Source organism: Rhizobium sp. BK181 (assembly GCF_014193305.1).
In the GTDB taxonomy this organism is placed as follows: Bacteria; Pseudomonadota; Alphaproteobacteria; order Rhizobiales; family Rhizobiaceae; genus Rhizobium.
The window spans coordinates 1-23,277 of sequence record NZ_JACHZA010000015.1 but is presented as its reverse complement, the minus strand read 5'-3'; the positions used below and the strand labels follow the sequence as shown (position 1 = coordinate 23,277).

General features: G+C 60.1%; 26 protein-coding genes and 2 riboswitches. Of the genes, 16 read left to right on the top strand and 10 right to left on the bottom strand.

Features of this window, described 5'->3' with window-relative positions; all coding sequences use genetic code 11:
- Window positions 1-181 precede the first annotated feature (181 nt).
- The 9 genes from FHT77_RS24485 to FHT77_RS24445 all read left to right on the top strand — a co-directional run bounded on the left by FHT77_RS24485 (window position 182) and on the right by FHT77_RS24445 (window position 9,052).
- The gene (locus FHT77_RS24485; RefSeq protein WP_183757428.1) at window positions 182-1,348 is read left to right on the top strand and encodes a cysteine desulfurase family protein; all 1,167 of its coding nucleotides are present in this window, start codon (window positions 182-184) and stop codon (window positions 1,346-1,348) included.
- Window positions 1,349-1,492: 144 nt separating this feature from the next.
- Entirely contained in the window at window positions 1,493-2,962 is a 1,470-nt protein-coding gene (gene sufB, locus FHT77_RS24480; RefSeq protein WP_183757427.1) for a Fe-S cluster assembly protein SufB, read from the top strand.
- A 73-nt stretch (window positions 2,963-3,035) separates the two neighbouring features.
- Window positions 3,036-3,791 carry a Fe-S cluster assembly ATPase SufC gene (gene sufC / locus FHT77_RS24475; RefSeq protein WP_016554098.1) on the top strand — a complete coding sequence of 252 codons (756 nt, stop codon included), beginning with the start codon at window positions 3,036-3,038 and terminating at the stop codon, window positions 3,789-3,791.
- Window positions 3,792-3,814: 23 nt separating this feature from the next.
- The gene (sufD, locus tag FHT77_RS24470) at window positions 3,815-5,089 is read left to right on the top strand and encodes a Fe-S cluster assembly protein SufD (protein ID WP_183757426.1); all 1,275 of its coding nucleotides are present in this window, start codon (window positions 3,815-3,817) and stop codon (window positions 5,087-5,089) included.
- A 12-nt stretch (window positions 5,090-5,101) separates the two neighbouring features.
- A complete protein-coding gene (locus FHT77_RS24465) occupies window positions 5,102-6,343 on the top strand; it encodes a cysteine desulfurase (protein ID WP_183757425.1) in 1,242 nt (413 codons plus the stop codon).
- 11 nt (window positions 6,344-6,354) lie between these two features.
- The gene (locus tag FHT77_RS24460; protein WP_183757424.1) at window positions 6,355-6,735 is read left to right on the top strand and encodes an SUF system Fe-S cluster assembly protein; all 381 of its coding nucleotides are present in this window, start codon (window positions 6,355-6,357) and stop codon (window positions 6,733-6,735) included.
- A gap of 77 nt (window positions 6,736-6,812) precedes the next feature.
- On the top strand, window positions 6,813-7,205 hold the full coding sequence (gene sufA, locus FHT77_RS24455; protein WP_016554094.1) for a Fe-S cluster assembly scaffold SufA: 393 nt from the start codon (window positions 6,813-6,815) through the stop codon (window positions 7,203-7,205).
- Window positions 7,206-7,340: 135 nt separating this feature from the next.
- Complete coding sequence (locus FHT77_RS24450; protein WP_183757423.1) at window positions 7,341-7,958, top strand: LysE family transporter; 618 nt, start codon at window positions 7,341-7,343, stop codon at window positions 7,956-7,958.
- Window positions 7,959-8,269: 311 nt separating this feature from the next.
- Window positions 8,270-9,052, top strand: a complete 783-nt coding sequence (locus tag FHT77_RS24445; RefSeq protein WP_183757509.1) for an alpha/beta fold hydrolase — start codon at window positions 8,270-8,272, stop codon at window positions 9,050-9,052.
- A 56-nt stretch (window positions 9,053-9,108) separates the two neighbouring features.
- Here FHT77_RS24445 and FHT77_RS24440 read toward each other — a convergent pair whose 3' ends face one another.
- From FHT77_RS24440 to FHT77_RS24420, 5 genes are all read right to left on the bottom strand, one after another.
- Window positions 9,109-9,381 carry a DUF982 domain-containing protein gene (locus FHT77_RS24440; RefSeq protein WP_183757422.1) on the bottom strand — a complete coding sequence of 91 codons (273 nt, stop codon included), beginning with the start codon at window positions 9,379-9,381 and terminating at the stop codon, window positions 9,109-9,111.
- 70 nt (window positions 9,382-9,451) lie between these two features.
- Window positions 9,452-12,316, bottom strand: coding sequence for an aminomethyl-transferring glycine dehydrogenase (gene gcvP, locus FHT77_RS24435; protein WP_183757421.1), 2,865 nt, complete (start codon window positions 12,314-12,316; stop codon window positions 9,452-9,454).
- Window positions 12,316-12,678, bottom strand: a complete 363-nt coding sequence (gcvH, locus tag FHT77_RS24430) for a glycine cleavage system protein GcvH (protein WP_183757420.1) — start codon at window positions 12,676-12,678, stop codon at window positions 12,316-12,318. The genes gcvP and gcvH overlap by 1 nt, the downstream gene beginning before the upstream one ends.
- A gap of 23 nt (window positions 12,679-12,701) precedes the next feature.
- Window positions 12,702-13,838, bottom strand: a complete 1,137-nt coding sequence (gene gcvT, locus FHT77_RS24425; protein WP_183757419.1) for a glycine cleavage system aminomethyltransferase GcvT — start codon at window positions 13,836-13,838, stop codon at window positions 12,702-12,704.
- Between the two features lie 74 nt (window positions 13,839-13,912).
- Window positions 13,913-13,993, bottom strand: a riboswitch (glycine riboswitch).
- A gap of 3 nt (window positions 13,994-13,996) precedes the next feature.
- Window positions 13,997-14,084: riboswitch (glycine riboswitch) on the bottom strand.
- Window positions 14,085-14,197: 113 nt separating this feature from the next.
- Complete coding sequence (locus tag FHT77_RS24420; RefSeq protein WP_183757418.1) at window positions 14,198-14,467, bottom strand: hypothetical protein; 270 nt, start codon at window positions 14,465-14,467, stop codon at window positions 14,198-14,200.
- Window positions 14,468-14,587: 120 nt separating this feature from the next.
- Between FHT77_RS24420 and crcB the strand changes: the two genes are divergently transcribed.
- From crcB to FHT77_RS24385, 7 genes are all read left to right on the top strand, one after another.
- A complete protein-coding gene (gene crcB, locus FHT77_RS24415; protein WP_183757417.1) occupies window positions 14,588-14,965 on the top strand; it encodes a fluoride efflux transporter CrcB in 378 nt (125 codons plus the stop codon).
- An 89-nt stretch (window positions 14,966-15,054) separates the two neighbouring features.
- A complete protein-coding gene (locus FHT77_RS24410; protein WP_016554084.1) occupies window positions 15,055-16,050 on the top strand; it encodes an RluA family pseudouridine synthase in 996 nt (331 codons plus the stop codon).
- Entirely contained in the window at window positions 16,047-16,715 is a 669-nt protein-coding gene (locus FHT77_RS24405) for an HAD-IA family hydrolase (RefSeq protein ID WP_183757416.1), read from the top strand. The genes FHT77_RS24410 and FHT77_RS24405 overlap by 4 nt, the downstream gene beginning before the upstream one ends.
- Entirely contained in the window at window positions 16,708-17,493 is a 786-nt protein-coding gene (locus FHT77_RS24400) for an ATP12 family chaperone protein (protein WP_183757415.1), read from the top strand. The genes FHT77_RS24405 and FHT77_RS24400 overlap by 8 nt, the downstream gene beginning before the upstream one ends.
- Before the next feature lie 70 nt (window positions 17,494-17,563).
- Window positions 17,564-18,019 (top strand): hypothetical protein, encoded by a 456-nt coding sequence (locus tag FHT77_RS24395; RefSeq protein ID WP_183757414.1) that lies wholly within the window; start codon window positions 17,564-17,566, stop codon window positions 18,017-18,019.
- Between the two features lie 32 nt (window positions 18,020-18,051).
- Complete coding sequence (locus FHT77_RS24390) at window positions 18,052-19,584, top strand: acyl-CoA carboxylase subunit beta (RefSeq protein WP_183757413.1); 1,533 nt, start codon at window positions 18,052-18,054, stop codon at window positions 19,582-19,584.
- A 126-nt stretch (window positions 19,585-19,710) separates the two neighbouring features.
- On the top strand, window positions 19,711-20,097 hold the full coding sequence (locus tag FHT77_RS24385) for a DoxX family protein (protein WP_183757412.1): 387 nt from the start codon (window positions 19,711-19,713) through the stop codon (window positions 20,095-20,097).
- Window positions 20,098-20,136: 39 nt separating this feature from the next.
- Here FHT77_RS24385 and FHT77_RS24380 read toward each other — a convergent pair whose 3' ends face one another.
- The 5 genes from FHT77_RS24380 to FHT77_RS24360 form a co-directional block, all read right to left on the bottom strand.
- Window positions 20,137-20,451, bottom strand: coding sequence for a DMT family transporter (locus tag FHT77_RS24380; protein WP_183757411.1), 315 nt, complete (start codon window positions 20,449-20,451; stop codon window positions 20,137-20,139).
- A gap of 133 nt (window positions 20,452-20,584) precedes the next feature.
- Entirely contained in the window at window positions 20,585-21,418 is an 834-nt protein-coding gene (gene fghA, locus FHT77_RS24375) for an S-formylglutathione hydrolase (protein WP_183757410.1), read from the bottom strand.
- Window positions 21,415-21,882 (bottom strand): YaiI/YqxD family protein, encoded by a 468-nt coding sequence (locus tag FHT77_RS24370; RefSeq protein WP_183757409.1) that lies wholly within the window; start codon window positions 21,880-21,882, stop codon window positions 21,415-21,417. Before FHT77_RS24370 ends, fghA begins: the two co-directional genes overlap by 4 nt.
- Before the next feature lie 103 nt (window positions 21,883-21,985).
- On the bottom strand, window positions 21,986-22,564 hold the full coding sequence (gene gfa / locus FHT77_RS24365; protein ID WP_183757408.1) for an S-(hydroxymethyl)glutathione synthase: 579 nt from the start codon (window positions 22,562-22,564) through the stop codon (window positions 21,986-21,988).
- A 104-nt stretch (window positions 22,565-22,668) separates the two neighbouring features.
- Window positions 22,669-23,277 (bottom strand): zinc-binding dehydrogenase (locus tag FHT77_RS24360; RefSeq protein WP_183754742.1); only part of this gene is annotated, 609 nt, incomplete at its 5' end.

The following is a 23,277-nucleotide window of genomic DNA, read 5'->3' as shown; positions in this document are numbered from 1 at the left end:
TCGCGTTCACGCTGCGCAGACTTGACGAACGTTGTCAGCTTTTCTAAAACGCAGTTTAGAACAATTCGAAACTTGCATGGCGATCCACGCATTGTGGGATGTGTCATAAGGCAAGCCCGGCCGAAATTTCAAGGAAAATGAGCCGAGGCGTCGTGCAAGCTTAAAGCGCAGGACAAAGATCATGGCGCCGCCACGCCTTTATCTCGACTGGAACGCGACTTCGCCGCTGCATCCACATGCGCGCGACGCGGTTCTGCGCGCGCTGGATCTGTTCGGCAATCCGAACTCGGTGCATGGCGAAGGCCGCAGCGTCCGAGCTGCGATCGAACACGCGCGGCGGCAGGTCGCTGTCCTTACGGGTGCCGATGCCGCGCATGTGATCTTTACCAGTGGCGCTACCGAAGCAGCCAACATGGTGCTGACGCCTGATTTCAAGATGGGGCGGACGCCAATAGCCATCGGTCGGCTCTATTATTCGGCGGTCGAGCATCCGGCCGTGCGCGAGGGTGGTCGGTTTTCGAAGGAGCAGACGACGGAAATTCCGGTGACAGAGGCCGGTGTCGTCGATCTTGACGCTCTTGGCGCTCTGCTTGCTGCTCACGACAAGTCGGCAGGGTTGCCGATGGTCGCGGTCATGCTTGTCAACAACGAGACCGGCATCGTTCAGCCGATTTCCGATATTGCAAAGATCGTGCAGGCGCAGGGCGGGCTGCTTGTTGTCGATGCTGTACAGGCCGCGGGCCGACTGAAGCTCGATATCAACGAGCTTGGCGCCGATTTCCTGATCGTATCGTCGCACAAGATTGGCGGCCCCAAGGGCGCCGGCGCGCTCGTTACACGCGGGGAAGTGTTGATGCCACTGCCGTTGATCCACGGCGGTGGCCAGGAGAAGGGTCACCGCTCGGGGACGGAAAATTCATTGGCGGTGGTCGGCTTTGGCGCTGCCGCGGAAGCCGCTGTCGCGGAATTCGAGGCCCGCAACGCGGCAATTTCGGCGCTGCGTGACCGGCTGGAAAGCGGTATGCGTGGGGCTGCACCCGATGTTGTCGTCTACGGCGCCGAGGGAGCACGCGTTTCCAACACGACTTTCTTCACCCTTCCGGGGCTGAAGGCTGAAACGGGCCAGATCGCCTTCGATCTCGAAGGCGTTGCGCTTTCCGCCGGCTCTGCCTGCTCGTCCGGCAAGGTGGGCGAGAGTCATGTTCTGGTCGCCATGGGGCGTGATCCCAAGCTCGGTGCTCTGCGGATTTCGTTGGGCTTTGCCACGACCGAAGAGGAGGTCGACCGAGCGATTTCCGTCTTTGCGAAAATAGCCGCTCGGCGCAAGCCGGCCGGAGAGGCGGCGTGACCGCTTCATAAATTTGCGGAAAGGCAATTTTCCGCTTGCCATTCGGGCTGAAAAGTCCCTTTTGGCCACCTACATACGGGGCAAACCTATACTGCCCGAACGACAAGCTGCCGGACCTTTTCTCCGGCGAGATTGGAGAATGACATGCCCGCCGTCCAGGAAACGGTTGATCGCGTCCGCGAGATTGACGTCGATCAGTATAAATACGGTTTCGAGACCATCATCGAAATGGACAAGGCACCCAAGGGCCTGTCCGAAGATATCATCCGTTTCATCTCCGCCAAGAAGCAGGAACCGGAATGGATGCTCGAATGGCGTCTGGAAGCCTACAAGCGCTGGCTGACGCTGGAAGAGCCCACCTGGGCGCGCGTCGATTATCCGAAAATCGATTTCAACGACATCTACTACTACGCCGCGCCGAAAAGCACGCCTGGCCCGAAGTCGCTCGACGAAGTCGACCCTGAAATCCTCAAGGTCTATGAGAAGCTCGGTATTCCGCTCAAGGAGCAGGAAATCCTGGCCGGCGTCGAAAGGCCGAAGATTGCAGTCGATGCCGTGTTTGACTCCGTTTCGGTCGTCACGACGTTCAAGGAAGAGCTGAATAAGGCCGGCGTGATCTTCATGTCGATCTCGGAAGCGATCCGCGAGCATCCGGAACTGGTGCAGAAGTACCTCGGCTCCGTCGTTCCGACCTCCGACAACTATTATGCGACGCTGAACTCGGCTGTCTTCACCGATGGTTCGTTCGTGTTCGTTCCGAAGGGCGTTCGCTGCCCGATGGAGCTGTCCACCTACTTCCGCATCAACGAGAAGAACACCGGCCAGTTCGAGCGGACGCTGATCATCGCGGAAGAGGGCGCCTACGTCTCCTACCTCGAAGGCTGCACCGCCCCGCAGCGCGACGAAAACCAGCTGCATGCTGCGGTCGTCGAGCTCGTGGCTCTCGATGATGCCGAGATCAAGTATTCGACGGTCCAGAACTGGTATCCGGGTGATGCGCAGGGCAAGGGCGGTATCTACAACTTCGTCACCAAGCGCGGCGATTGCCGTGGCGACCGGTCGAAGATTTCGTGGACGCAGGTGGAAACCGGTTCGGCGATCACCTGGAAGTATCCGTCCTGCATCCTGCGCGGCGACGACTCCAGAGGCGAGTTCTACTCGATCGCCGTATCGAACGGTCACCAGCAGATCGACTCGGGCACCAAGATGATCCATCTCGGCAAGAACACATCGAGCCGCATCGTCTCCAAGGGCATTGCTGCCGGCGTATCGCAGAACACCTATCGCGGCCAGGTCTCGGCCCACCGCAAGGCGTCGAACGCGCGTAACTTCACGCAGTGCGACTCGCTGCTGATCGGCGACAAGTGCGGCGCACACACGGTGCCTTACATCGAGGCGAAGAATTCGACGGCGCAGTTCGAGCACGAAGCCACGACCTCGAAAATTTCCGAGGACCAGCTGTTCTATTGCCTGCAGCGCGGCATCCCGACCGAAGCGGCGATCGCCCTGATCGTCAACGGCTTCGTCAAGGAAGTCCTGCAGGAACTGCCGATGGAATTTGCCGTCGAGGCGCAGAAGCTCATCAGCATCTCGCTCGAAGGCAGCGTCGGCTGACGCAACACGACAATGAATGCGCGAGGGCGCGTGGATCGCGCCTTTCTCCGATTGCTTTTTATGGGACAAGACCATGCTTGAGATTAAGAACCTGCACGCCCGCATCGCCGAAGACGGCACAGAGATCATCCGCGGCCTGAACCTCACCGTGAAGGCCGGCGAAGTTGCCGCCATCATGGGCCCGAACGGCTCCGGCAAGTCGACGCTCTCCTACATCCTGTCGGGCCGTGAAGACTACGAAGTGACCGAAGGCGACATCCTCTACAACGGCGAGAGCATCCTGGAACTCGACGCTGCTGAGCGCGCTGCCAAGGGCATCTTCCTGGCCTTCCAGTACCCAGTCGAAATTCCGGGCGTTGCCACCATGCAGTTCCTCAAGGTTGCGATGAACGAGCAGCGCAAGGCGCGCGGCGAAGAAGAGCTAAAGACACCTGACTTTATGCGTCTGGTCAAGGACGCCGCCGCCAAGCTGCAGATCAACACCGAAATGCTGAAGCGCCCGCTGAACGTCGGCTTCTCCGGCGGTGAGAAGAAGCGCGCCGAAATCCTGCAGATGGCATTGCTGCAGCCGCAGCTTTGCGTCCTCGACGAAACCGACTCCGGTCTCGACATCGACGCGCTGAAGATCGTCGCCGATGGCGTCAACGCGCTGCGTTCGCCTGATCGCGCCGTCATCGTCATCACGCACTACCAGCGCCTGCTCGACTATATCGTTCCGGATACGGTTCACGTTCTCTACAAGGGCCAGGTGATCAAGTCGGGCGACAAGACGCTGGCGCATGATCTGGAAGCCAATGGCTACGCCGACATCATCGGTGCGGCAGCCTGATTGCGGCGGAAAGGACGAGTCTCATGAACATGCAGACGACGAGCCGCCAGACCGCCGCGGAAGCGGCGCTCATCGAGGCTTTCAATGATCAGATCGGCGAACTGCCGGGCGACGGTTCGGTTATCGCCATCCGCGACCGCCTGCTTGACGACCTGAAGAAGGCCGGCCTACCGACGCGTCGCGTCGAGGCCTGGCACTATACCGACCTCAAGACCCTGCTTCGGACCATTCCGGACCAGGCAGGCGACGCCGGTTCGGAAGCCCGCGACCCGCTGGTCGAAGAGTCCTCGGTTCTCTCGGTCATTCAGGGCGTTCCCGACCTCAAGCGTTCGGTAGACGGGTTGGAAATTTCTGGCTACGCGGCCCAGCTTTCAAACGGCACGGCTGCCACCAGCCTTGGGGCGCTCGGCAGCGACGACGCGATCGGTCGCATCAACGGCAGCTTCGTGCGTGATGGCTATGTCCTCGACGTTCCCGCCGAGACTTTGCTCGAAGAACCGCTGGAGATCCAGTTCGTTCACGCTGGTGGTCAGGCGCATACGCGCCTGCCGGTCAGCTTCGGTGCCAACATCAAGGCGACCGTTATCGAGCGTCACCTTGCAGTGACGTCGGATGCGGCATTCGTGTCGCATGTCAGTGATATCACGGTCGGAGAGGGCACCGAGCTTACCTGGATCATCGTCCAGCAGCAGGGTGCCGAGGATACACATCTTGGCCAGATCCGTGTCGACCTCGGTGCCGATGCCAAGCTGAAGCTCTTCATCATCAACGCCGGTGGCAAGCTGGTTCGTCAGGAACTGCACATCAAGGTGACGGGCGAGGGTGCCGATCTGACGCTGCGCGGCATCAACCTGCTGGGCGCCGAAACCCATACCGACGTGACCATGGTTCTCGGCCACAACGTTCCGCATACGGGTTCCACCGAAGTGATCCGCAACGTGGTCTTCGACCGCGCCAAGGGCGTATTCCAGGGTATGATCCGGGTTGCGCCTGATGCGCAGAAGACTGACGCGAAGATGGCATGCAACACGCTGCTGATGTCCGACGACGCCGAATTCTCGGTGAAGCCGGAACTCGAGATCTTTGCTGACGACGTTCAGTGCGGTCACGGCGCGACCGTTGCCGACATCGATCACAACCATCTCTACTACCTGATGGCTCGCGGTATTCCGGAGAACAAGGCGCGCGCCATGCTCGTCAACGCCTTCGTTGCCGAGATCGTCGAGGAACTGGAAGACGAAGCCCTGGTCGAGTCGCTGGAAGGCGTCATCTCGGCCTGGCTCGAAAAGCACGCCTGATCGGATAGCGTCATGGACAAGATAGTTCCGGCCACAGCATACGACGTCGAAGCCATTCGCAAGGATTTTCCGATCCTTGCGAAGGAGGTCTATGGCAAGCCGCTGGTCTATCTCGACAACGGCGCCTCCGCACAGAAACCGCAGGTCGTCATCGATGCAATCTCGAACGCTTATTCGAACGAGTATGCGAACGTTCATCGCGGCCTGCATTTTCTCTCGAATGCGGCGACGGACGCTTACGAGGGTGCTCGCGAGAAGGTCCGGCGCTTCCTCAATGCGCCCGATGTCAACGACATCATCTTCACGAAGTCTTCGACGGAGGCGATCAACACCGTCGCCTATGGCTGGGGCATGCCCAAGATCGGCGAAGGGGACGAGATCGTCATCTCGATCATGGAGCATCACTCCAACATCGTGCCGTGGCATTTCATCCGCGAGCGGCAGGGCGCCAAGCTGGTCTGGGTACCTGTTGACGACGAGGGCGCTTTCCATATCGAGGATTTCGAGAAGAGCCTGACGGAGCGGACGAAGCTAGTCGCCATCACGCATATGTCGAACGCGCTCGGCACGGTCGTTCCGGTCAAGGAAATCTGCCGGATCGCACATGAGCGCGGTATTCCGGTGCTGGTCGATGGATCGCAGGGCGCCGTCCATATGCCCGTCGACGTGCAGGACATCGATTGCGACTGGTACGTCATGACCGGCCACAAGCTCTATGGGCCGTCGGGCATCGGCGTGCTCTACGGCAAGAAGGATCGGCTACGCGAGATGCGGCCCTTCCAGGGTGGCGGCGAGATGATCTTCGAGGTGACGGAGGATGCCGTGACCTACAACGATCCGCCGCATCGCTTCGAAGCCGGAACGCCGCCAATCGTGCAGGCGATAGGGCTCGGCTACGCGCTTGATTACATGGAAAAAGTCGGCCGCGAGGCGATTGCACGCCATGAAGCTGATCTCGCCGCCTACGCAGCAGAGCGACTGCAGGCGGTCAATTCATTGCGGGTGTTCGGTACCGCGCCGGGCAAGGGTGGCATCTTCTCCTTCGAGCTGGCCGGTCTGCATGCGCACGACGTGTCGATGGTGATCGACCGACAGGGCGTTGCGGTTCGCGCAGGCACACATTGCGCCATGCCGCTCTTGAAACGCTTCGGCGTCACCTCCACATGCCGCGCGTCCTTTGGGATGTATAATACACGGGCCGAGGTCGATGCCTTGGCCGATGCGCTTGATTATGCGCGCAAGTTCTTTGCCTAAGGAGTGTCCATATGAGCCTGGACGAAAGCCAACAGAAGATCGACGTGCGCGAAGGCATCGTGCATTCCAGCATTCCGGCCGATGAACTAGCGCGGCTTAGCGACGACGTGATTTCAGCACTCAAGACGGTCTACGACCCTGAAATTCCGGCCGACATCTTCGAGCTTGGGTTGATCTACAAGATCGACATCGAAGACGACCGCATGGTGAAGATCATGATGACGCTGACGGCGCCTGGCTGCCCCGTCGCCGGCGAGATGCCCGGCTGGGTCGAGAACGCCGTTGGGGCGGTCGAGGGCGTGTCGGGCGTCGAGGTCGAGATGACCTTCGATCCGCCGTGGACGCCGGACCGCATGTCGGAAGAGGCGCAGGTCGCTGTCGGCTGGTATTGATCGGTTAAGCTGCTGGCACTACATTAGAATCACGAAACGCCGGACCTTTAATCCGAGCGCGGAAGGAGAAGAGGCCAATGGGCTTTGCAATAATGAGCATGACGGACGCTGCCGCGAACCGCGTGAAGGCGATCGTCGAAAACTCCGGACCGGAAGCCAAGGGCGTCCGCGTCGGAATCAAGAAGGGTGGTTGCGCAGGGATGGAATATACCATCGACCTCGTGACTGAGCCGAACGCGAAGGATGACCTGATCGAGCGCGATGGCGCCAAGGTCTGGGTCGAACCATCGGCCGTGCTCTACCTCCTCGGCACAGAAATGGGCTTCGAAAGCACGACGTTGCGCTCGGGCTTCATTTTTACCAACCCCAACCAGACATCGGCTTGTGGCTGTGGCGAATCCGTCGAGTTAAAGCCCGCGGACCTCGCAGCACTTGCTGCCCAGGGCAACGCTGTCGTGCCGGCACACTGATTGTCACAATCGATCGAATTATCGACAAGGCTGCCGTCTCGGCAGCTTTTTTCGTTTTACCTCCCTGGGGCTGCCGTTTAAGGCCCGGTATCGAGAGCTCGTGAAAGGCGCCACGAAAGGGAATCGGCGGAAGAAATGCTACTACTGTTCCTGAAAGGCGCTTTGCTGGGTGTCATTATCACCGCGCCACTTGGGCCGATCGGGATGCTATGCATTAACCGCACACTCGAGCGCGGCTTTCTGGCTGGCTTTTCTTGCGGGTTCGGGACGGCGGTGGGCGACGCGAGTTATGCTCTTTTGGCGGTAACCGGCATTGCCGTTTTTGAGGAGTTGATGTCGGCCGCTACCCTGCCATTGGCATTCGGCGGAGGACTACTGTTGCTGGCGCTCGGCTATCGCGGATTGACCCACGATCCAGTTCGCGCTGCAGATGTCAGGGCGGGTGGGCTGCTTGGCACAACGCTAGCGACCTTCCTGCTGACGATTTCCAATCCGGCGACCATTCTCTCCTTTGGCGCTCTCTTTGCCGGCTTTGGGCTGACGGAGGAGACCCGCCGCTTCAGCTCGGCAGCCATCGTCGCTGGCGTATTCTGCGGATCGCTTGGCTGGTGGCTTTCTCTAAGCGGGGCAGTGAACCTTGCAAGGGGAAAACTGCCCAAGGACTTCACGACGAAGGTCGCGCGAGGAACGAGCCATCTTTTGATCCTCTTCGGACTTCTTGCACTCGCCTCGGCGGTCTATTCGCTTCTTTAGAGCGTCATTGCAGTGGATCCTGAGTCGTCGCGCAGGTTGGTGTCGCGACCTATACCTATGTCTAGCGCAGGATAGATTGACCGGTTGCCGCTTCCTGAATAACTTCATTGGCGAACGAGTGCAGTGCGAGAGCGCTTGAGAGCTCTTCGCAAAGGTCGTTCCAAGGGAGTTACCCAGCGCCAACGGCGCCGGTGTAACAGCGACAAGAAAAGCCACTTCGAACGAGTTTTTCAGGCCCACATGGTTGTGTGCGCAGCCACAGCTGCGCGCCCATTCTGCAGACAGTTCAACGTTTAGGGACATCGATCATGATGATGATGAACAGACGAACATTCTCAGCAGCACTCGTGGCAGGCGCTGCAGCTTCCCTCATATCTCCGCGCAGCATGGCAGCGCCTGCCTCCCCGACGAGGGCCCGAAACGTCGTATTGGCACACGGACTGTTCGCCGACGGTTCCTGCTGGACCGATGTCATTGCTCGACTGCAAGCTGCAGGGCTCAATGCGACAGCCGTGCAGAACCCGCTAACGACGCTCCCCGAAGCCGCAGCCGCGGTGCAGCGCGTGCTCGACCGGCAGGATGGTCCAACGGTACTGGTCGGTCATTCGTTCTCCGGCATGTTGGTTACCGAGACGGGGGTGCATCCGAGCGTATCGGCGCTCGTTTATGTCGCTGCGCGTGCGCCTGAGGCCGGCGAAGACTATACGGCCCTTGCCAAGACATTTCCGACACCGCCGGCGTCGGCAGGAATCGTCTTCGATGGCGACGAGGGACGACTAACCGAAGCGGCGTTCCTACGTGATTTTGCCGGAGATCTCCCCGAGGCGAAGGCTAAGGTGCTCTATGCGGTGCAGGAGCCATTCCACAAGGCGCTCCTCACGGGTAAGACGACACAGGCGGCATGGCGTTCGAAGCCCAGTTGGTATGCCGTTTCCACCAAAGACCGAACGATCAACCCCGACCTTGAGCGTTTCATGGCCAAGCGTATGGGCGCCAAGACCATCGAACTGAAATCGAGCCATCTGTCACTGATTTCGCACCCGGACGCCATTGCCAGCTTGATCCTGGATGCCGCGGGGCAACATAGGGCATAGCAAAGATGCCCGTTGCTCGCTCTGGACGCTGACACAACGAAAGCACGGGCTGGCGGTCAGCTCTTGATGTCGATACCGGCCTCGACAGCGGCGGCTATGAACGCTTCGCGGGCGTCGTCGTTGGTGCGCTTGCCCTTGATGACGTCGGCGCAGACAAGCAGCGCCTTGTCGAGTGCCGTGCCGTCTTCTGTCGGCCAATCCTCGATCATGGCCCAGGAGGCTGCCTGCGTTGTCGCGATCGTCACATAGTTGCCGGGCTCTTCGAGCGCGAGCAGCACCGGCTTCGGCCAGGGCGCCTGCGTCACGGAATCGGCGTCGTCTTTTGGCATTCCGCTCGGACCTTTATCTTGTCGCGTTTGTGGAAAGGCCCTCCCTATGGAAGGAAGGGCCGTTTGCATATTATTCCGCAGCTTCAGCGTAGCTTTCGAGTGGCGGGCAGGTGCAGATCAGGTTGCGGTCGCCGAAGACGTTGTCGACACGGTTGACCGGAGACCAGTATTTGTCGACGCGGAAGGCGCCGGGCGGGAAGCAGGCCTGTTCTCTGCTGTAGGGACGGTCCCACTCGCCGACCAGATCTTCGACCGTGTGCGGGGCGTTCTTCAGCGGGTTGTTCTGCTTGTCGGAACGGCCTTCCTCTATGTCGCGGGCTTCCTGGCGAATTGCCAGCATGGCTTCGCAGAACCGGTCGAGCTCGGCCTTGGTTTCCGATTCCGTCGGCTCGATCATCAGCGTGCCGGCAACCGGCCAGCTCATGGTCGGCGCGTGGAAGCCGCAGTCGATCAGGCGCTTGGCGACATCGTCGACAGTGACGCCGGCGCTATCGACCAGCGGGCGGGTGTCGATGATGCACTCATGCGCCACGCGACCGGCCTCTGACTTGTAGAGCACGCCGTAGGCGCCCTTCAGTCGGGCGGCGATGTAGTTGGCGTTGAGGATCGCCACCTTGGTCGCCTGCGTCAGCCCTTCGCCGCCCATCATCAGGCAGTAGCTCCAGGAGATCGGCAGGATCGAAGCCGAACCGAAGGCCGCCGCCGAGACAGCACCGGGGCGTCCGTCGCTCTCCGGATGGCCCGGAAGATAGGGTGCCAGATGCGCCTTGACGCCGATCGGACCCATGCCCGGACCACCGCCGCCATGCGGGATGCAGAACGTCTTGTGCAGGTTGAGGTGGGACACGTCGGAGCCGATGTCACCTGGGCGGGACAGGCCGACCATGGCGTTCATGTTGGCACCGTCGAGATAGACCTGGCCGCCATGCTTGTGCACGAGGTCGCAGATTTCCTTGACGGTTTCTTCGAAGACGCCGTGTGTCGAGGGGTAGGTGATCATGCAGCAGGAGAGGTTCTCCGAATACTGCTCCGCCTTGGCGCGAAAATCATCCATGTCGATATCGCCGTTGTCGCGAACCTTGACGACCACGACCTTCATGCCGACCATCTGCGCCGAGGCGGGGTTGGTGCCGTGCGCCGAAGTCGGGATCAGGCAGACGTCGCGGTGACCGTTGCCATTGGCGATGTGGTAGTTGCGGATCGTCAGCAGGCCGGCATATTCGCCCTGTGCACCGGAGTTCGGCTGCATGGAGAAGGCGTCGTAGCCAGTGACGGCGCAGAGCTTTTCGGTGAGATCGTCGATCATCTCGCGATAGCCGAGCGCCTGATCAGCCGGCACGAAGGGATGGATATCCGAAAACTCCGGCCAGGTGATCGGCAGCATTTCGGCTGTCGCATTTAGTTTCATCGTGCAGGAGCCGAGCGGGATCATCGAGCGGTCGAGCGCCAGATCGCGGTCCGAGAGGCGACGGATGTAACGCGTCATCTCGCTTTCGGCGCGGTTCATGTGGAAGATAGGATGCGTCAGGTACTCGCTGGTGCGAGCAAGGCCCTTCGGCAGGCGATAGCTCGGTTCGAAATCGGCAACGGCAAAGTTGCCGCCGAAGGCGCGCCAGACGGCTTCCAGCGTTGCAGGACGCGTCCGCTCGTCAAGGCTCATGCCAATCTTGGTGGCGCCGACCTTGCGCAGGTTGACGCCTTCGGCGACGGCTGCGCGCAGGATGACGCCCTGCATGTGGCCGACATCGACGGTGATGGTGTCGAAGAAGGTCTCAGGCTCGATGGTGTAGCCGAGCTTCTCCAGGCCCTTGGCCATCAGCACGGCCTTCTGATGGATCTGCTGGGCGATCGCCTTGATGCCTTTGGGGCCGTGGAAGACGGCATACATCGAGGCCATGACGGCAAGCAGCACCTGAGCAGTGCAGATGTTCGACGTCGCCTTTTCGCGGCGGATGTGCTGTTCGCGAGTCTGCAGCGACAGGCGGTAGGCGCGGTTGCCTCGAGCATCGACGGAGACGCCGACAAGGCGGCCGGGCATGGCGCGCTTGTGCGAGTCCTTGACCGACATGTACGCAGCATGCGGACCACCATAGCCGACGGGAACGCCGAAGCGCTGCGAATTGCCGATGGCAATGTCAGCGCCCATTTCGCCGGGCGACTTCAGAAGCGTCAGCGCCAGAATGTCTGCCGCGACGATGGCGATGGCGCCGGTCTGGTGCAAACGCGAAATCAGGCCGGTAAAATCATGCACGTGGCCGTGCGTGCCGGGATATTGGAAGATGGCGCCGAAGACGTCGACCGGGTCCAGATCGGTGAAAGGGTTGCCGACGATGACGCTCCAGCCGAGCGGTGCCGCGCGGGTCTTGATCAGCTCGATCGTCTGCGGATGGCAGTCAGCATCGACGAAGAAGGCTTTGGCCTTCGACTTGGAAACGCGCTCGGCCATGGCCATGCCTTCGGCAGCGGCAGTCGCTTCGTCGAGCAGCGAGGCGTTGGCGACGTCAAGACCAGTCAGGTCGCAGATCATCGTCTGGTAGTTCAGGAGTGCCTCGAGGCGACCTTGGCTGATTTCGGGCTGGTAGGGCGTGTAGGCAGTGTACCAGGCCGGGTTTTCCAGGATCGTGCGCTGGATAACCGGCGGCGTAATCGTACCGTAGTAGCCCTGGCCGATCAGCGAGGTCAGGACCTTGTTCTTGTTGGCGGTTTCGCGCAGCTTGTCGAGCGCCTCGCGCTCCGTCATCGGCGCGCCCCAGACGAGTGGCGCTTTCTGGCGGATGGAGGGCGGCACGGTCGCGTCGATCAGCCCGTCGAGGCTGTTGTAGCCGATGACCTTCAGCATGTCGGTCATTTCGGCCGGCGAGGGGCCTATGTGACGACGATTGGCGAAGTCGTAAGGCTGGTAGTCGGTAAACTGGAATTCGGTCGGCGTCGTCATTACGCGGTGAGCTCCTTGTAGGCCGCTTCATCGAGCAGGCCATCGGCATCGGCTGCATTGGCAAGCTTCAGCTTGAAGAACCAGCCAGACCCTTGAGGATCGGAATTGACCAGCGACGGATCGGCCACGATGGCGGGGTTCACTTCGGTGATTTCGCCGTCAAGCGGACAATAGACGTCAGAAGCAGCCTTTACGGACTCGACGGTGGCCGCATTGTCGTTCTTGGAGAAGGTGGCGCCGACTTCCGGCAATTCCACGAAAACGAGGTCGCCGAGTTGCTCGACTGCGTAGGTTGTAATCCCAACCGTCGCGACGCCGCCTTCGATCTTCAGCCACTCGTGTTCTTCGGTAAACTTCAGCATGATTGTTCTCTCCGGAAAATGGTTTAGCGTTTGTAGGTCGGTGTAATAAAGGGAAGGGCGCTAACAGTGACGGGCAGGTACTTGCCGCGCACTTCGGCATAGACTTGCGTTCCAACGGCTGCCTGAGCGACCGGGACGTAACCCATCGCGACAGGACCGTCGACAGAAGGGCCGAAGCCACCCGAGGTCACTTCCCCGATCTCAGTCTTGCCCTCAGAATCGGCAAAGAGCTTGGCGTGGCCACGAACCGGGGCCTTGCCCTCGGGCTTCAGGCCGACGCGGCGGCGGGCCGCACCCGTTTCCAGCTCAGCCAGGATGCGGTCTGCTCCGGGGAAGCCGCCGGCACGTGCACCGCCGGTCTTGCGAGCCTTTTGCATGCCCCATTCGAGAGCTGCTTCCACAGGCGTTGTGGTATTGTCGATATCGTTGCCGTAGAGGCAGAGGCCAGCTTCGAGACGAAGGCTGTCGCGGGCGCCGAGGCCAATCGCTTCGACATCCGGATGCTCAAGCAACCGCCTGGCGACATCTTCGGCCTTTTCGGCCGGGATCGAGATTTCGAATCCGTCCTCGCCGCTGTAGCCGGAGCGCGAGACAAGACAGGAAACGTCGTGCAACCGGCAATGGCGCACGTCCATGAACTTCATTGCGGCAACGTCGGCCCAGAGCTCAGCAAGCACTTCGACGGCACGCGGCCCCTGCAGGGCGATCAACGCGCGATCGAGAAGGGTGATATCGCAGGTGTCACCAAGATGCTTCTGGAGGTGCGCAAGGTCGGCATCCTTGCACGCGGCGTTGACGACGACGAAGAGGTGATCGTCGAGATGGGTGATCATCAGATCATCGAGGATGGCACCGTTCTCGTCGGTAAAGAAACCGTAGCGCTGACGGCGTTCCGCAAGACCGAGTATGTCCACCGGAACGAGGCTTTCCAGCGCAAGCGCTGCGTCCTCATATTTTCCGGACTTTGCCTTAATGACGACCTGGCCCATGTGGGACACGTCGAACACACCCGCAGACGTGCGCGTCTGGATGTGCTCTTTCATCACGCCGGCCGGATATTGGACCGGCATGTCGTAACCGGCGAACGGTACCATGCGCGCGCCAAGCGACAGATGCAGCGCGTGAAGCGGAGTTTTCTTGAGGGTAGCAGTATCGTCCAACGACGCCTCCGGGGTTTGCGCCTGGAATTCCATGCGCGGGCTCAAATCTTAAGACGCAGTTGCGCCTTGCATTTCGAGCCCCCTCTGTCCCTTTGCCTGAGATTGTTATCCCTTCGGCGAGCGTTTCGAGAACGCTTCTCTCCAGAGTTCCGTCTGCCCCTTGCTGGTCCTTTGGCCTGAGAGTTTCCGGGGCGGTTGCTCCTTCGGCACCGGTCGCAGATGACCGGCTTCTCCCAACAAGGTCGAGGCAATTATCTGGCCAGGACTGTACTTGGCAAGGGGGAATGTCGCCGCCGAGCAAATTTTTGTCGCGTGGCTTTTGCGTGCGAGGGCTACGTCGGAGAGGCGGCGGGCGAAACTCAGTTGTCGCTGTAAAGATCCAGGGCCTGTTGCAAACCTGCCTGTGGCTGCCGTTGGCCCATCGTCATCAGGTCCAGCGCGACCTCCGTCGACTGGATGATATTGGCCGCCTCTTCGACGTCTTGGCCGCTGGCGGCCCTGGTTTGACGGTCGGCGGCGCGGCGCGCTTCTTTGGCAGCCGTGCTTGCGGAGACGCGCTGAGGAATCCGCAGCGTTTCAAACGCTGCGGCAGCGGTGTTCGCGGATATGGTACCGACCAAGACTGTCATCGTGTGAGCATAGGGTGTCCGCTGTTCTTAACTGGCTAAATTAATCGCTGGCATTTTATGCATCTTGATCTTCACCGGAGATGGTTGGAATGTCCCGGCGCGATAACAAAGAGACGATTCATGGTTCAGGCCCTCCTTGTCGCCGGCGGCGGCGCAATCGGTTCCCTCCTTCGATACTATATCGGCCAGTGGGCTCTCAGGCTCGCCGGGCCGGCCTTTCCTTGGGGAACACTGACCGTCAACGTCGTCGGCTGCTTCGTTATTGGCGTATTCGCGGAAATGATTGTTCGTCGCTTCGATGCATCGCCGGAATTGCGCTTGCTGCTGATCACGGGCTTTCTTGGCGGCTTCACGACCTTCTCGGCATTCTCGCTGGATGCGATCTCGCTGTTCGAACGTGGTGCGGCGGTCTCCGGCGCCGTTTATATCGTTGCCAGTGTCGGTCTGTCGATGGCAGCGGTCATCGCCGGTCTGGCGCTCATGCGCGCAATCTTGTGAGATTACGGTTTCCGTTTTACCGAAAAATGCTCTAAAGGCACCCGGAAAGGCCGCGTTTGGCGCGAGCGACATTTTCCGAAAGAGCACGAATGGCTGGGATTGAACATATAACGGTGGAACCCGATGAGGCCGGCATGCGGCTGGATCGCTGGTTCAAGATTCACTACCCCGGTCTCGGTTTTGGCCCGCTTCAGAAACTCATGCGTTCCGGGCAGGTACGTGTCGACGGCGGGCGCGTGAAAACGGATGCCCGGGTGCAGCCAGGGCAGGTGGTACGCGTGCCCCCGCTCGATGTCGATGCCAAGTCGAAAAACACGCCGATCGCTGCCCACGATCTGAAACACGGGGGTGACTACGAGCTTCTGCAGCGCATGGTCCTTCATGAAGACGACAAGGTGATCGTCTTGAACAAGCCAGCCGGTCTTGCCGTGCAGGGCGGGTCCGGTGTGACGCGGAATGTCGACAAGATGCTCGAAGCATGGACCAATCCGAAAGGCGAGAAGCCGCGGCTCGTGCATCGCCTTGACCGCGACACTTCGGGCGTCCTCGTCATTGCCCGTACCCGAGGCGCTGCACAAAAGCTGACGGCAGCGTTTCGCGAGCGCGATACCAAGAAGACCTATTGGTCGCTGGTGAGAGGCGTTCCGCGCAAGCACGAGGACAAGATATCGACCTGGCTGGTCAAGGAGGCGACCGCCGACGGCGACCGGATGCGTGTCGCCAAACATGGCGAAGAGGGCGCCGATCACGCGGTATCGTACTATCGCGTCCTGGAAACCGCTGCGCAGAACCTCGCGTGGCTTGAGATGGAACCCTACACCGGACGGACGCACCAACTGCGTGTCCATGCACTGCACATCGGCCACCCGATCATTGGCGACCCCAAATATTTCATCGAGGATCCTAACTGGGATTTCCCGGGCGGCATCCAAAAGCGGTTGCACCTGCATGCCCGCAAGATCGACATTCCTCACCCCAATGGTGGAAGACTTCGCATAAGCGCGCCCTTGCCACCTCATATGGTGCAGACGTGGAACCTGCTTGGCCTCGATCTCGCATCCCAGGAGAGGGAAGACGACGAATGAGGCTTGCACTCTTCGATTGTGACGGCACGCTGGTCGACAGCGCAGCGCTGATCCATGAGGTGATGGCACGGACATTCGTGCACTTCGGCTACGACAGGCCCGATGTTTCGTTGACGAAGTCGATCATCGGACTGACCTTGGATATCGCCATCGCGCGGATGCAGGGAAAGCTCCACGTTGATGATGAAGCGATCGCGATGACGGCGCACTACAAGGCAATCTATGCTGGCGTTCGCGACGAACCCGGAATGGATGTGCCGCTCTTCAACGGTATCAAGCCGCTAATCGATGGGTTGGCACAGAATGATGACATCCTGATCGGCGCGGTAACCGGAAAATCGCGTCGCGGTCTTGTCCATATTCTCGAAACGCACGGTTTTGCACCACATTTTATCGTGTCGCGCACCGCAGACGACTGCCCATCGAAGCCACATCCAGCTATGGTAGTAGAGTGCTGCAGCGAGACCGGCATGAATCCCGCCGATGCCATCGTCATCGGCGATGCCGTCTACGACATGCAGATGGCGAAGGCCGCCGGCGCCAAGGCCGTCGGCGTGAGTTGGGGCTATGCGAGCGTGGACGATCTGGTGGCTGCCGGCGCGGACAGCATTGTTCGGCAGCCGAGCGATATTTTGAAGCACTTTTCCGAGGTGAAGCATGCGTGATCTGTTAAACGACATAGCGGAAGGATTGAGCCATCCCGACCCGATCCGTCGCGCCCAGATCCAGATGAAGAAGCCATTGCCGAAGCGCTTCTACAAGGCCGTCACGATCGGGGAACTCGATGAAGGCTTTTCGATCGAGTTGGACGGCAAGGCAATCCGAACACCGGCCCGAAAACTGCTGGTTGTGGCCACGAAGCCGCTCGCAGAACTCGTCGTGCGCGAGTGGGAAGCACAGACCGAGCTCATCGACCCGTCGACCATGCCTGTGACACGGCTCGTCAACACGGCTATCGACGGGGTTGCGACCGACACCCAGGCCGTCTTCGAAGATATCCTGCGTTTCTCCTCGAGTGACCTTCTTTGCTATCGCGCGGACGGGCCGGAAGCGCTCGTCGAGCGTCAGAAAGAGCTTTGGGATCCGGTGCTTGATTGGGCCGCAAACGCACTCGGTGCGCGCTTCATCCTGATCGAAGGCGTCATGCATCACGATCAACCAGGTGACGCGATTTCCGCATTTTCATCGGCATTGAGGCGGCACGACGGCCCGACCGCACTGGCAGCCTTGCATACCGTTACGACGTTGACCGGTTCCGCGCTGCTGGCGCTTGCCTTTGCGGAAGGCATTCTGTCGGCAAAGAAGGTCTGGTCGCTCGCGCATCTCGACGAAGACTGGACGATCGAGCATTGGGGAAGCGACGAAGAGGCCGAAGAACGGCGCGAGAAGCGCTTCGAAGACTTCAAGGCTGCGACGGACGTTTTTTTAGCCCTGAAAGGCTGAAACATGTTGCGTTGCGCCGGGTTATCGCGAAAATCTGCGAGTCTATCGGGGGCGGATGCGGATTTTTTGAATGAACTGGCTCAGGTCGTGCTTTTTTCGGGTTGCGCTTATCTGTATCGCCCTGGCCTCGTGCTCGATTTTTGCAAAAGAGCAACCTGCGCCCATTTATGACGTCCGCAGCGCGGTTGTCGTCAGCCCGCAGAAGATATCGCCGACAATCCTTGCCGGTGTAGGCGATCGGGTGAATGCCGCGATCAATGCCACGGTGCGGACCGAGGTCTATCCGCGTGTTGTGTTGACCATCCGGATTCTCTCGGTCGAAAAAGGTCAAGGCTTCGACAAGAGCCGAAATGTCGCCAAGGTCAGCATCGATGCCGCGTCCGTTGACGACGGATCGGTCATTGCCGTCAGCGCGTTCGAGGTGACAAGCTTTTCCGGCAACCCCGCAGCAGCCGACGAGATCCTCGCCGAGGATATTGCCGCTCGCATTCGTTCCGCTTTCTCGCTGCGCGCTGGACGCGCCTGAACCAGCCGCGCGATCCGCGGCGAGGAGTATCCATGAAGGAAATTCTTGAAGAGCTCGAACGTCGCCGCGGCATCGCACGGCTTGGCGGAGGCAAGGCGCGTATCGATGCCCAGCACCAGCGCGGCAAGCTGACGGCGCGGGAGCGGATTGATCTGTTCCTCGATGAGGACTCCTTTGAGGAGTTCGACATGTTCGTCGAGCATCGATCGAGCGACTTCGGAATGGAGAAGTCGCGCATTGCAGGCGACGGCGTGGTCACGGGCTGGGGAACGGTCAACGGGCGGACGGTCTTCGTTTTCGCCAAGGATTTCACGGTATTCGGGGGCTCGCTCTCCGAAGCTCACGCCGAGAAGATCATGAAGGTGCAGGACATGGCGCTCAAGAACAGAGCGCCGATCATTGGCATCTACGATGCCGGTGGTGCCCGCATCCAGGAGGGGGTGGCCGCATTGGGCGGCTATGCCGAGGTATTCCAGCGCAATGTGCTCGCATCCGGTGTCATTCCTCAGATTTCCGTCATCATGGGACCGTGCGCCGGCGGCGATGTCTATTCGCCTGCGATGACCGACTTCATCTTCATGGTCCGCGACACGTCCTACATGTTCGTGACCGGTCCGGACGTGGTGAAGACGGTGACCAACGAGACTGTTACCGCGGAGGAACTTGGTGGCGCCTCCGTGCATACGACCAAATCTTCGATTGCCGATGGCGCCTACGACAATGATGTCGAGGCATTGCTCCAGGTTCGTCGGCTGATTGATCTTCTCCCGCAGTCGAACACGTCGCTGGTGCCGGAAATCGAATGTTACCAATCGGTGACCGATGTCGATGCATCCCTGGACACTCTGGTGCCAGCGAATGCGAACAAGCCCTACGACATCAAGGAGCTGATCCTGAAGACGGTGGACGAGGGCGATTTCTTCGAGATCCAGTCGAGCTTCGCCAAGAATATCGTCTGCGGCTTCGGCCGCATTGAGGGATCGACGGTCGGCTTCGTCGCAAACCAGCCGATGGTGCTTGCCGGCGTGCTCGACAGCGATGCCTCACGAAAGGCGGCTCGGTTCGTCCGCTTCTGCGATTGCTTCAACATACCTGTTGTAACCTTCGTCGACGTGCCGGGCTTTCTGCCGGGAACGGCACAGGAATATGGCGGCCTCATCAAGCACGGCGCCAAGCTATTGTTCGCGTATGCGGAGGCGACGGTGCCGAAACTGACGGTGATCACACGCAAGGCGTTCGGCGGTGCCTACGACGTCATGGCGTCGAAGCATCTGAGGGGCGACTTGAATTATGCCTGGCCGACAGCTCAGATCGCCGTCATGGGAGCGAAGGGCGCCGTCGAGATCATTTTCCGCAAGGACATTGCAGATCCCGAAAAGATCGCAGCGCATACCAAGATGTACGAAGACCGGTTCCTATCGCCGTTCGTTGCCGCCGAGCGCGGCTATGTCGATGAGGTGATCATGCCGCATTCAACCCGCAGGCGGCTGGCGCGGGGTCTCAAGATGCTCCGCAACAAAGATCTGAGCAATCCCTGGAAGAAGCACGACAATATTCCGCTTTGAGGAGACTAAAGTGGGGAAAGCTAAGGAAAATCAACAGGAAGTGATCGCCCGTCAGCGATCCGTGTCTTCTTTCCTATTGGTGAAGCAGCTAACGCTCCGCTGTCTTTACTCAAAAGGAGAGTCTACATGGAACGACTGAGCGCATATCAGCCCTACGCGCTTGCCGCCCTGCGCATCATTGCAGCGCTGCTGTTTATCGAACACGGAACGATGAAGCTTTTCGCGTTCCCGGCCGCGCAGATGGAAGGACCATTGCCGCCCTTGCTCTTGGCTGCTGCGCTGCTTGAAGTGGTCGGTGGGCTGCTTGTGCTGATTGGCCTGTTCACGCGACCAGTCGCCTTCATCCTGTCGGGCCAGATGGCCGTTGCTTATTTCATGGCACACGGCTCAAAGGCATTCTGGCCGGCACTGAATGGCGGGGAAGCAGCAATCCTGTTTTGCTTCATCTTCCTGTTCATTGTCTTCGCCGGCCCCGGCGCTTTGTCGGTCGACCAGCGCAAGGCCGCGGCGTGATTTTTGAGGACTGTGGCCGGGCAACCGGCACAGTCCCGGTCATGCCGTCAACTTCAAGCCGCCGATCCCGGCGACAATCAGCACGATACACAGTAACCGCGGTGCAGTAGCGGGATCGCCCAGCAGCCACACTCCGAGCAACACAGTGCCGACGCTGCCGATGCCCGTCCAAACAGCATAAGCCGTTCCGATTGGCAGCGTCTTCACCGCGAGACCGAGAAGCACGACACTTGCCACCATGCAAATGGCCGTCAGCGTTGTCGGCACAAAACGGGTGAATCCATCGGTATATTTCAGACCGATCGCCCAGCCGCACTCGAATAGTCCGGCGAGAAAAAGCAGAAGCCAAGCCATCATATCTTCCTTGTTGAGAACAGAGCCCGCGCCCTACACAGTCGGGATCCAGATGGAATCCGTTCCGTGACGGAAGCGGTTCAACTCACGTAGGAATCCATGCCTTGGCCATACCACCCGTTTCTTGCTTGCCTCAGGCAAGTCGCTCAGCATGCCACTTCAGATGATCGTCCATGAAGGTCGAAATGAAGTAGTAGGAATGGTCGTAGCGCTCATGCAGGCGCAGGGTAAGCTTGATGTCGGTTTCCTTTACAACGTCTTCAAACAGCCAGGGACGCAGCCCATTTTCGAGGAAGCTATCCGCTTTGCCTTGGTCAATCAAAAACTCGGGAAAACGTGCTCCGTCGCTTACCAAAGCGCAGGCATCATACTTGCGCCAGGCTGCACGGTCGGCGCCCAGGTACTTTTCGAACGCCGGAGCCGACCAGTCCGCAGTCGACGGCTCCACAATCGGCGCGAACGCCGAGCAACTCTTGAAGCGCTCGGGGTTCCTGAGTGCGATCGTCATAGCCCCATGGCCGCCCATCGAATGGCCGAAGATGCCTTGGCGGCTCATGTCCATCCGGAAGTGCTGGCTGACATAGGCCGGAAGCTCTTCGGTGATGTAGCTATACATCTGATAGTTTTCCGACCACGGCTTCTCGGTGGCATCGAGGTAGAAACCGGCGCCTTTGCCCATCTGCCAGTTGGTAAGTTCGTCGGGAACATCATTGCCGCGCGGGCTTGTGTCCGGGCAGACGATGATCAGGCCGAGCTCTGCGGCCATCCGCCGATACTCGCCCTTTTCCATGACGTTTGCATGCGTGCAGGTCAGGCCCGAGAGATACCAGAGGACCGGGCAGGGCTCCTTGATTGCCTTCGGCGGAACGAAAACTGCAAAGGTCATCTCGCACTTGCAGGCCTCGGACTCGTGCGTGAAAACACCCTGCATGCCGCCGAAGGCGGTCGTCTGGGAAATGATGTTCATTCTTTGTCGTCCGTTCTTGGGGTAAGCGCCTTGGCTCGGCGGCACAGGCGATCGAAAGTTTCGAGGAAGCGGGAGCGATCCTTGGGGCCAAAGGCGGCGTTGTAGCCCTTGCTTTCGCCGGTCTCCCTCAAGTGAGCACCGAGATCGCGCATGGCGCTGGCCATGCCGATATTCGTATCGTCGAAGACGCGACCAGTCGGACCGGTGACAAGGGCGCCAGTCGCCACGCAGCGGACCGCGAGCGGGACATCGGCAGTGATAACCACGTCGCCTGCGCCAGCATGCTCGGCAATCCAGTTGTCGGCCGCGTCGAACGAGGCCGAGACAATAACATTGTGGATCATCGGGTCGCGGGAAGGGCGCAGACCGGAATTGGCCACGAAGGTCACTTCGATGGCGTGGCGTTCGGCTACCTTCAGAATTTCCGGCTTCACCGGGCAGGCGTCTGCATCGACATAGATCATGAATTTCAATCTGCTTTGACGGAAACGCTACGCGGCCCCGACGGGCGCGTAGCGACGGTTCGTTCAGGTCTCTTAGGCCAACGACTGCCATTCGTTCAAGACGTCAGGCTTCCCTGAGCGTGCCTGCCTTTTTCGCCACCCAGGTTGCGATGACATCCATCAGGGTCGGGTTCAGGCAATCGTAGGGCGTGAGGCCGAGTTCGTTCAGGCGGCCACGGACACCCGCCATTGCCGAAGGCGGTGTGCCCGATTCGATGATCGACGAGACGAAGGCGGCGAATGTCGGCTCCGCCCAGCCGCCTTCCTGAAAGCGTTCCGGATGAATGAAATCGAGCCCCTTGAACGCATGATCCCTCTCCACCGGCCCATACATGTGCACCCCGCATGCCTTGCAGGCATGGCGCAGGATCAGCGCGTCCGGATCGACGACCTGCAGCTTGTCACCATTTTCCAGCACGCTGACGTTTTCATGCGGGGTGACGGCGACGACCGAAAAAACGGCTCCCTTTGGCTTCCAGCATTTCGTGCAGCCGCAGGCGTGATTGTGGGCGACGTTGCCCTTGATCGCGACTTTCACGGGGCGGTCGGTGCAGGCGCAGACCAGCGTGCCGCCACTGAAATTCGCCTGGCCCTTCGTCACGCCGCCGTCGAGGACGGGGTGTATTGATACTTGACTTGGCATGTTCAGCTCCTCCTCCTTGGCTGCCCACAGCTCCCAAATCAGGGTCAATTTGCGAAAAAGCCGCAGGCCATTTCAAAACAACGCCGCATTCCCTCGTCCTCGCCTCAATACAGTACCACGCTTCTGATGCTTTCGCCGGAATGCATCAGTTCGAAGCCCTTGTTGATGTCTTCCAGCGGCATGGTGTGGGTGATCATCGGATCGATCTCGATCTTGCCCTGCATGTACCAGTCGACGATCTTCGGGACGTCGGTGCGGCCGCGGGCGCCGCCGAAGGCGGTGCCCATCCAGGAGCGACCGGTGACCAGCTGGAACGGCCGGGTGGAGATCTCCTGGCCGGCGCCGGCAACGCCAATGACCACCGACTTGCCCCAGCCGCGATGCGAGGCTTCCAGCGCCTGGCGCATCACCTTGGTGTTGCCGGTGCAGTCGAAGGTGTAGTCGGCGCCACCGATCTGGTCGGCGCCACGCTTCGTCATGTTGACGAGGTAGGGGACGATGTCGTCGCCGACTTCCTTCGGGTTGACGAAATGCGTCATGCCGAAGCGCTCGCCCCAGGCCTTCTTGTCGTTGTTGAGATCAACGCCGATGATCATGTCGGCGCCGGCGAGCCTCAGACCCTGGATGACGTTGAGGCCGATGCCGCCAAGCCCGAAGACGATGGCGGTTGCGCCGATCTCCACCTTGGCGGTGTTGATGACGGCGCCGATGCC

Excerpts from the sequence above, each read along its gene's own strand:
- FHT77_RS24485 (WP_183757428.1), top strand. The coding sequence starts at position 182 with ATGGCGCCGCCACGCCTTTATCTCGACTGGAACGCGACTTCGCCGCTG.
- sufB (WP_183757427.1), top strand. The coding sequence starts at position 1,493 with ATGCCCGCCGTCCAGGAAACGGTTGATCGCGTCCGCGAGATTGACGTC.
- sufC (WP_016554098.1), top strand. The coding sequence starts at position 3,036 with ATGCTTGAGATTAAGAACCTGCACGCCCGCATCGCCGAAGACGGCACA.
- sufD (WP_183757426.1), top strand. The coding sequence starts at position 3,815 with ATGAACATGCAGACGACGAGCCGCCAGACCGCCGCGGAAGCGGCGCTC.
- FHT77_RS24465 (WP_183757425.1), top strand. The coding sequence starts at position 5,102 with ATGGACAAGATAGTTCCGGCCACAGCATACGACGTCGAAGCCATTCGC.
- FHT77_RS24460 (WP_183757424.1), top strand. The coding sequence starts at position 6,355 with ATGAGCCTGGACGAAAGCCAACAGAAGATCGACGTGCGCGAAGGCATC.
- sufA (WP_016554094.1), top strand. The coding sequence starts at position 6,813 with ATGGGCTTTGCAATAATGAGCATGACGGACGCTGCCGCGAACCGCGTG.
- FHT77_RS24450 (WP_183757423.1), top strand. The coding sequence starts at position 7,341 with ATGCTACTACTGTTCCTGAAAGGCGCTTTGCTGGGTGTCATTATCACC.
- FHT77_RS24445 (WP_183757509.1), top strand. The coding sequence starts at position 8,270 with ATGATGATGAACAGACGAACATTCTCAGCAGCACTCGTGGCAGGCGCT.
- FHT77_RS24440 (WP_183757422.1), bottom strand. The coding sequence starts at position 9,381 with ATGCCAAAAGACGACGCCGATTCCGTGACGCAGGCGCCCTGGCCGAAG.
- gcvP (WP_183757421.1), bottom strand. The coding sequence starts at position 12,316 with ATGACGACGCCGACCGAATTCCAGTTTACCGACTACCAGCCTTACGAC.
- gcvH (WP_183757420.1), bottom strand. The coding sequence starts at position 12,678 with ATGCTGAAGTTTACCGAAGAACACGAGTGGCTGAAGATCGAAGGCGGC.
- FHT77_RS24420 (WP_183757418.1), bottom strand. The coding sequence starts at position 14,467 with ATGACAGTCTTGGTCGGTACCATATCCGCGAACACCGCTGCCGCAGCG.
- crcB (WP_183757417.1), top strand. The coding sequence starts at position 14,588 with ATGGTTCAGGCCCTCCTTGTCGCCGGCGGCGGCGCAATCGGTTCCCTC.
- FHT77_RS24410 (WP_016554084.1), top strand. The coding sequence starts at position 15,055 with ATGGCTGGGATTGAACATATAACGGTGGAACCCGATGAGGCCGGCATG.
- FHT77_RS24405 (WP_183757416.1), top strand. The coding sequence starts at position 16,047 with ATGAGGCTTGCACTCTTCGATTGTGACGGCACGCTGGTCGACAGCGCA.
- FHT77_RS24400 (WP_183757415.1), top strand. The coding sequence starts at position 16,708 with ATGCGTGATCTGTTAAACGACATAGCGGAAGGATTGAGCCATCCCGAC.
- FHT77_RS24395 (WP_183757414.1), top strand. The coding sequence starts at position 17,564 with ATGAACTGGCTCAGGTCGTGCTTTTTTCGGGTTGCGCTTATCTGTATC.
- FHT77_RS24390 (WP_183757413.1), top strand. The coding sequence starts at position 18,052 with ATGAAGGAAATTCTTGAAGAGCTCGAACGTCGCCGCGGCATCGCACGG.
- FHT77_RS24385 (WP_183757412.1), top strand. The coding sequence starts at position 19,711 with ATGGAACGACTGAGCGCATATCAGCCCTACGCGCTTGCCGCCCTGCGC.
- FHT77_RS24380 (WP_183757411.1), bottom strand. The coding sequence starts at position 20,451 with ATGGCTTGGCTTCTGCTTTTTCTCGCCGGACTATTCGAGTGCGGCTGG.
- fghA (WP_183757410.1), bottom strand. The coding sequence starts at position 21,418 with ATGAACATCATTTCCCAGACGACCGCCTTCGGCGGCATGCAGGGTGTT.
- FHT77_RS24370 (WP_183757409.1), bottom strand. The coding sequence starts at position 21,882 with ATGATCTATGTCGATGCAGACGCCTGCCCGGTGAAGCCGGAAATTCTG.
- gfa (WP_183757408.1), bottom strand. The coding sequence starts at position 22,564 with ATGCCAAGTCAAGTATCAATACACCCCGTCCTCGACGGCGGCGTGACG.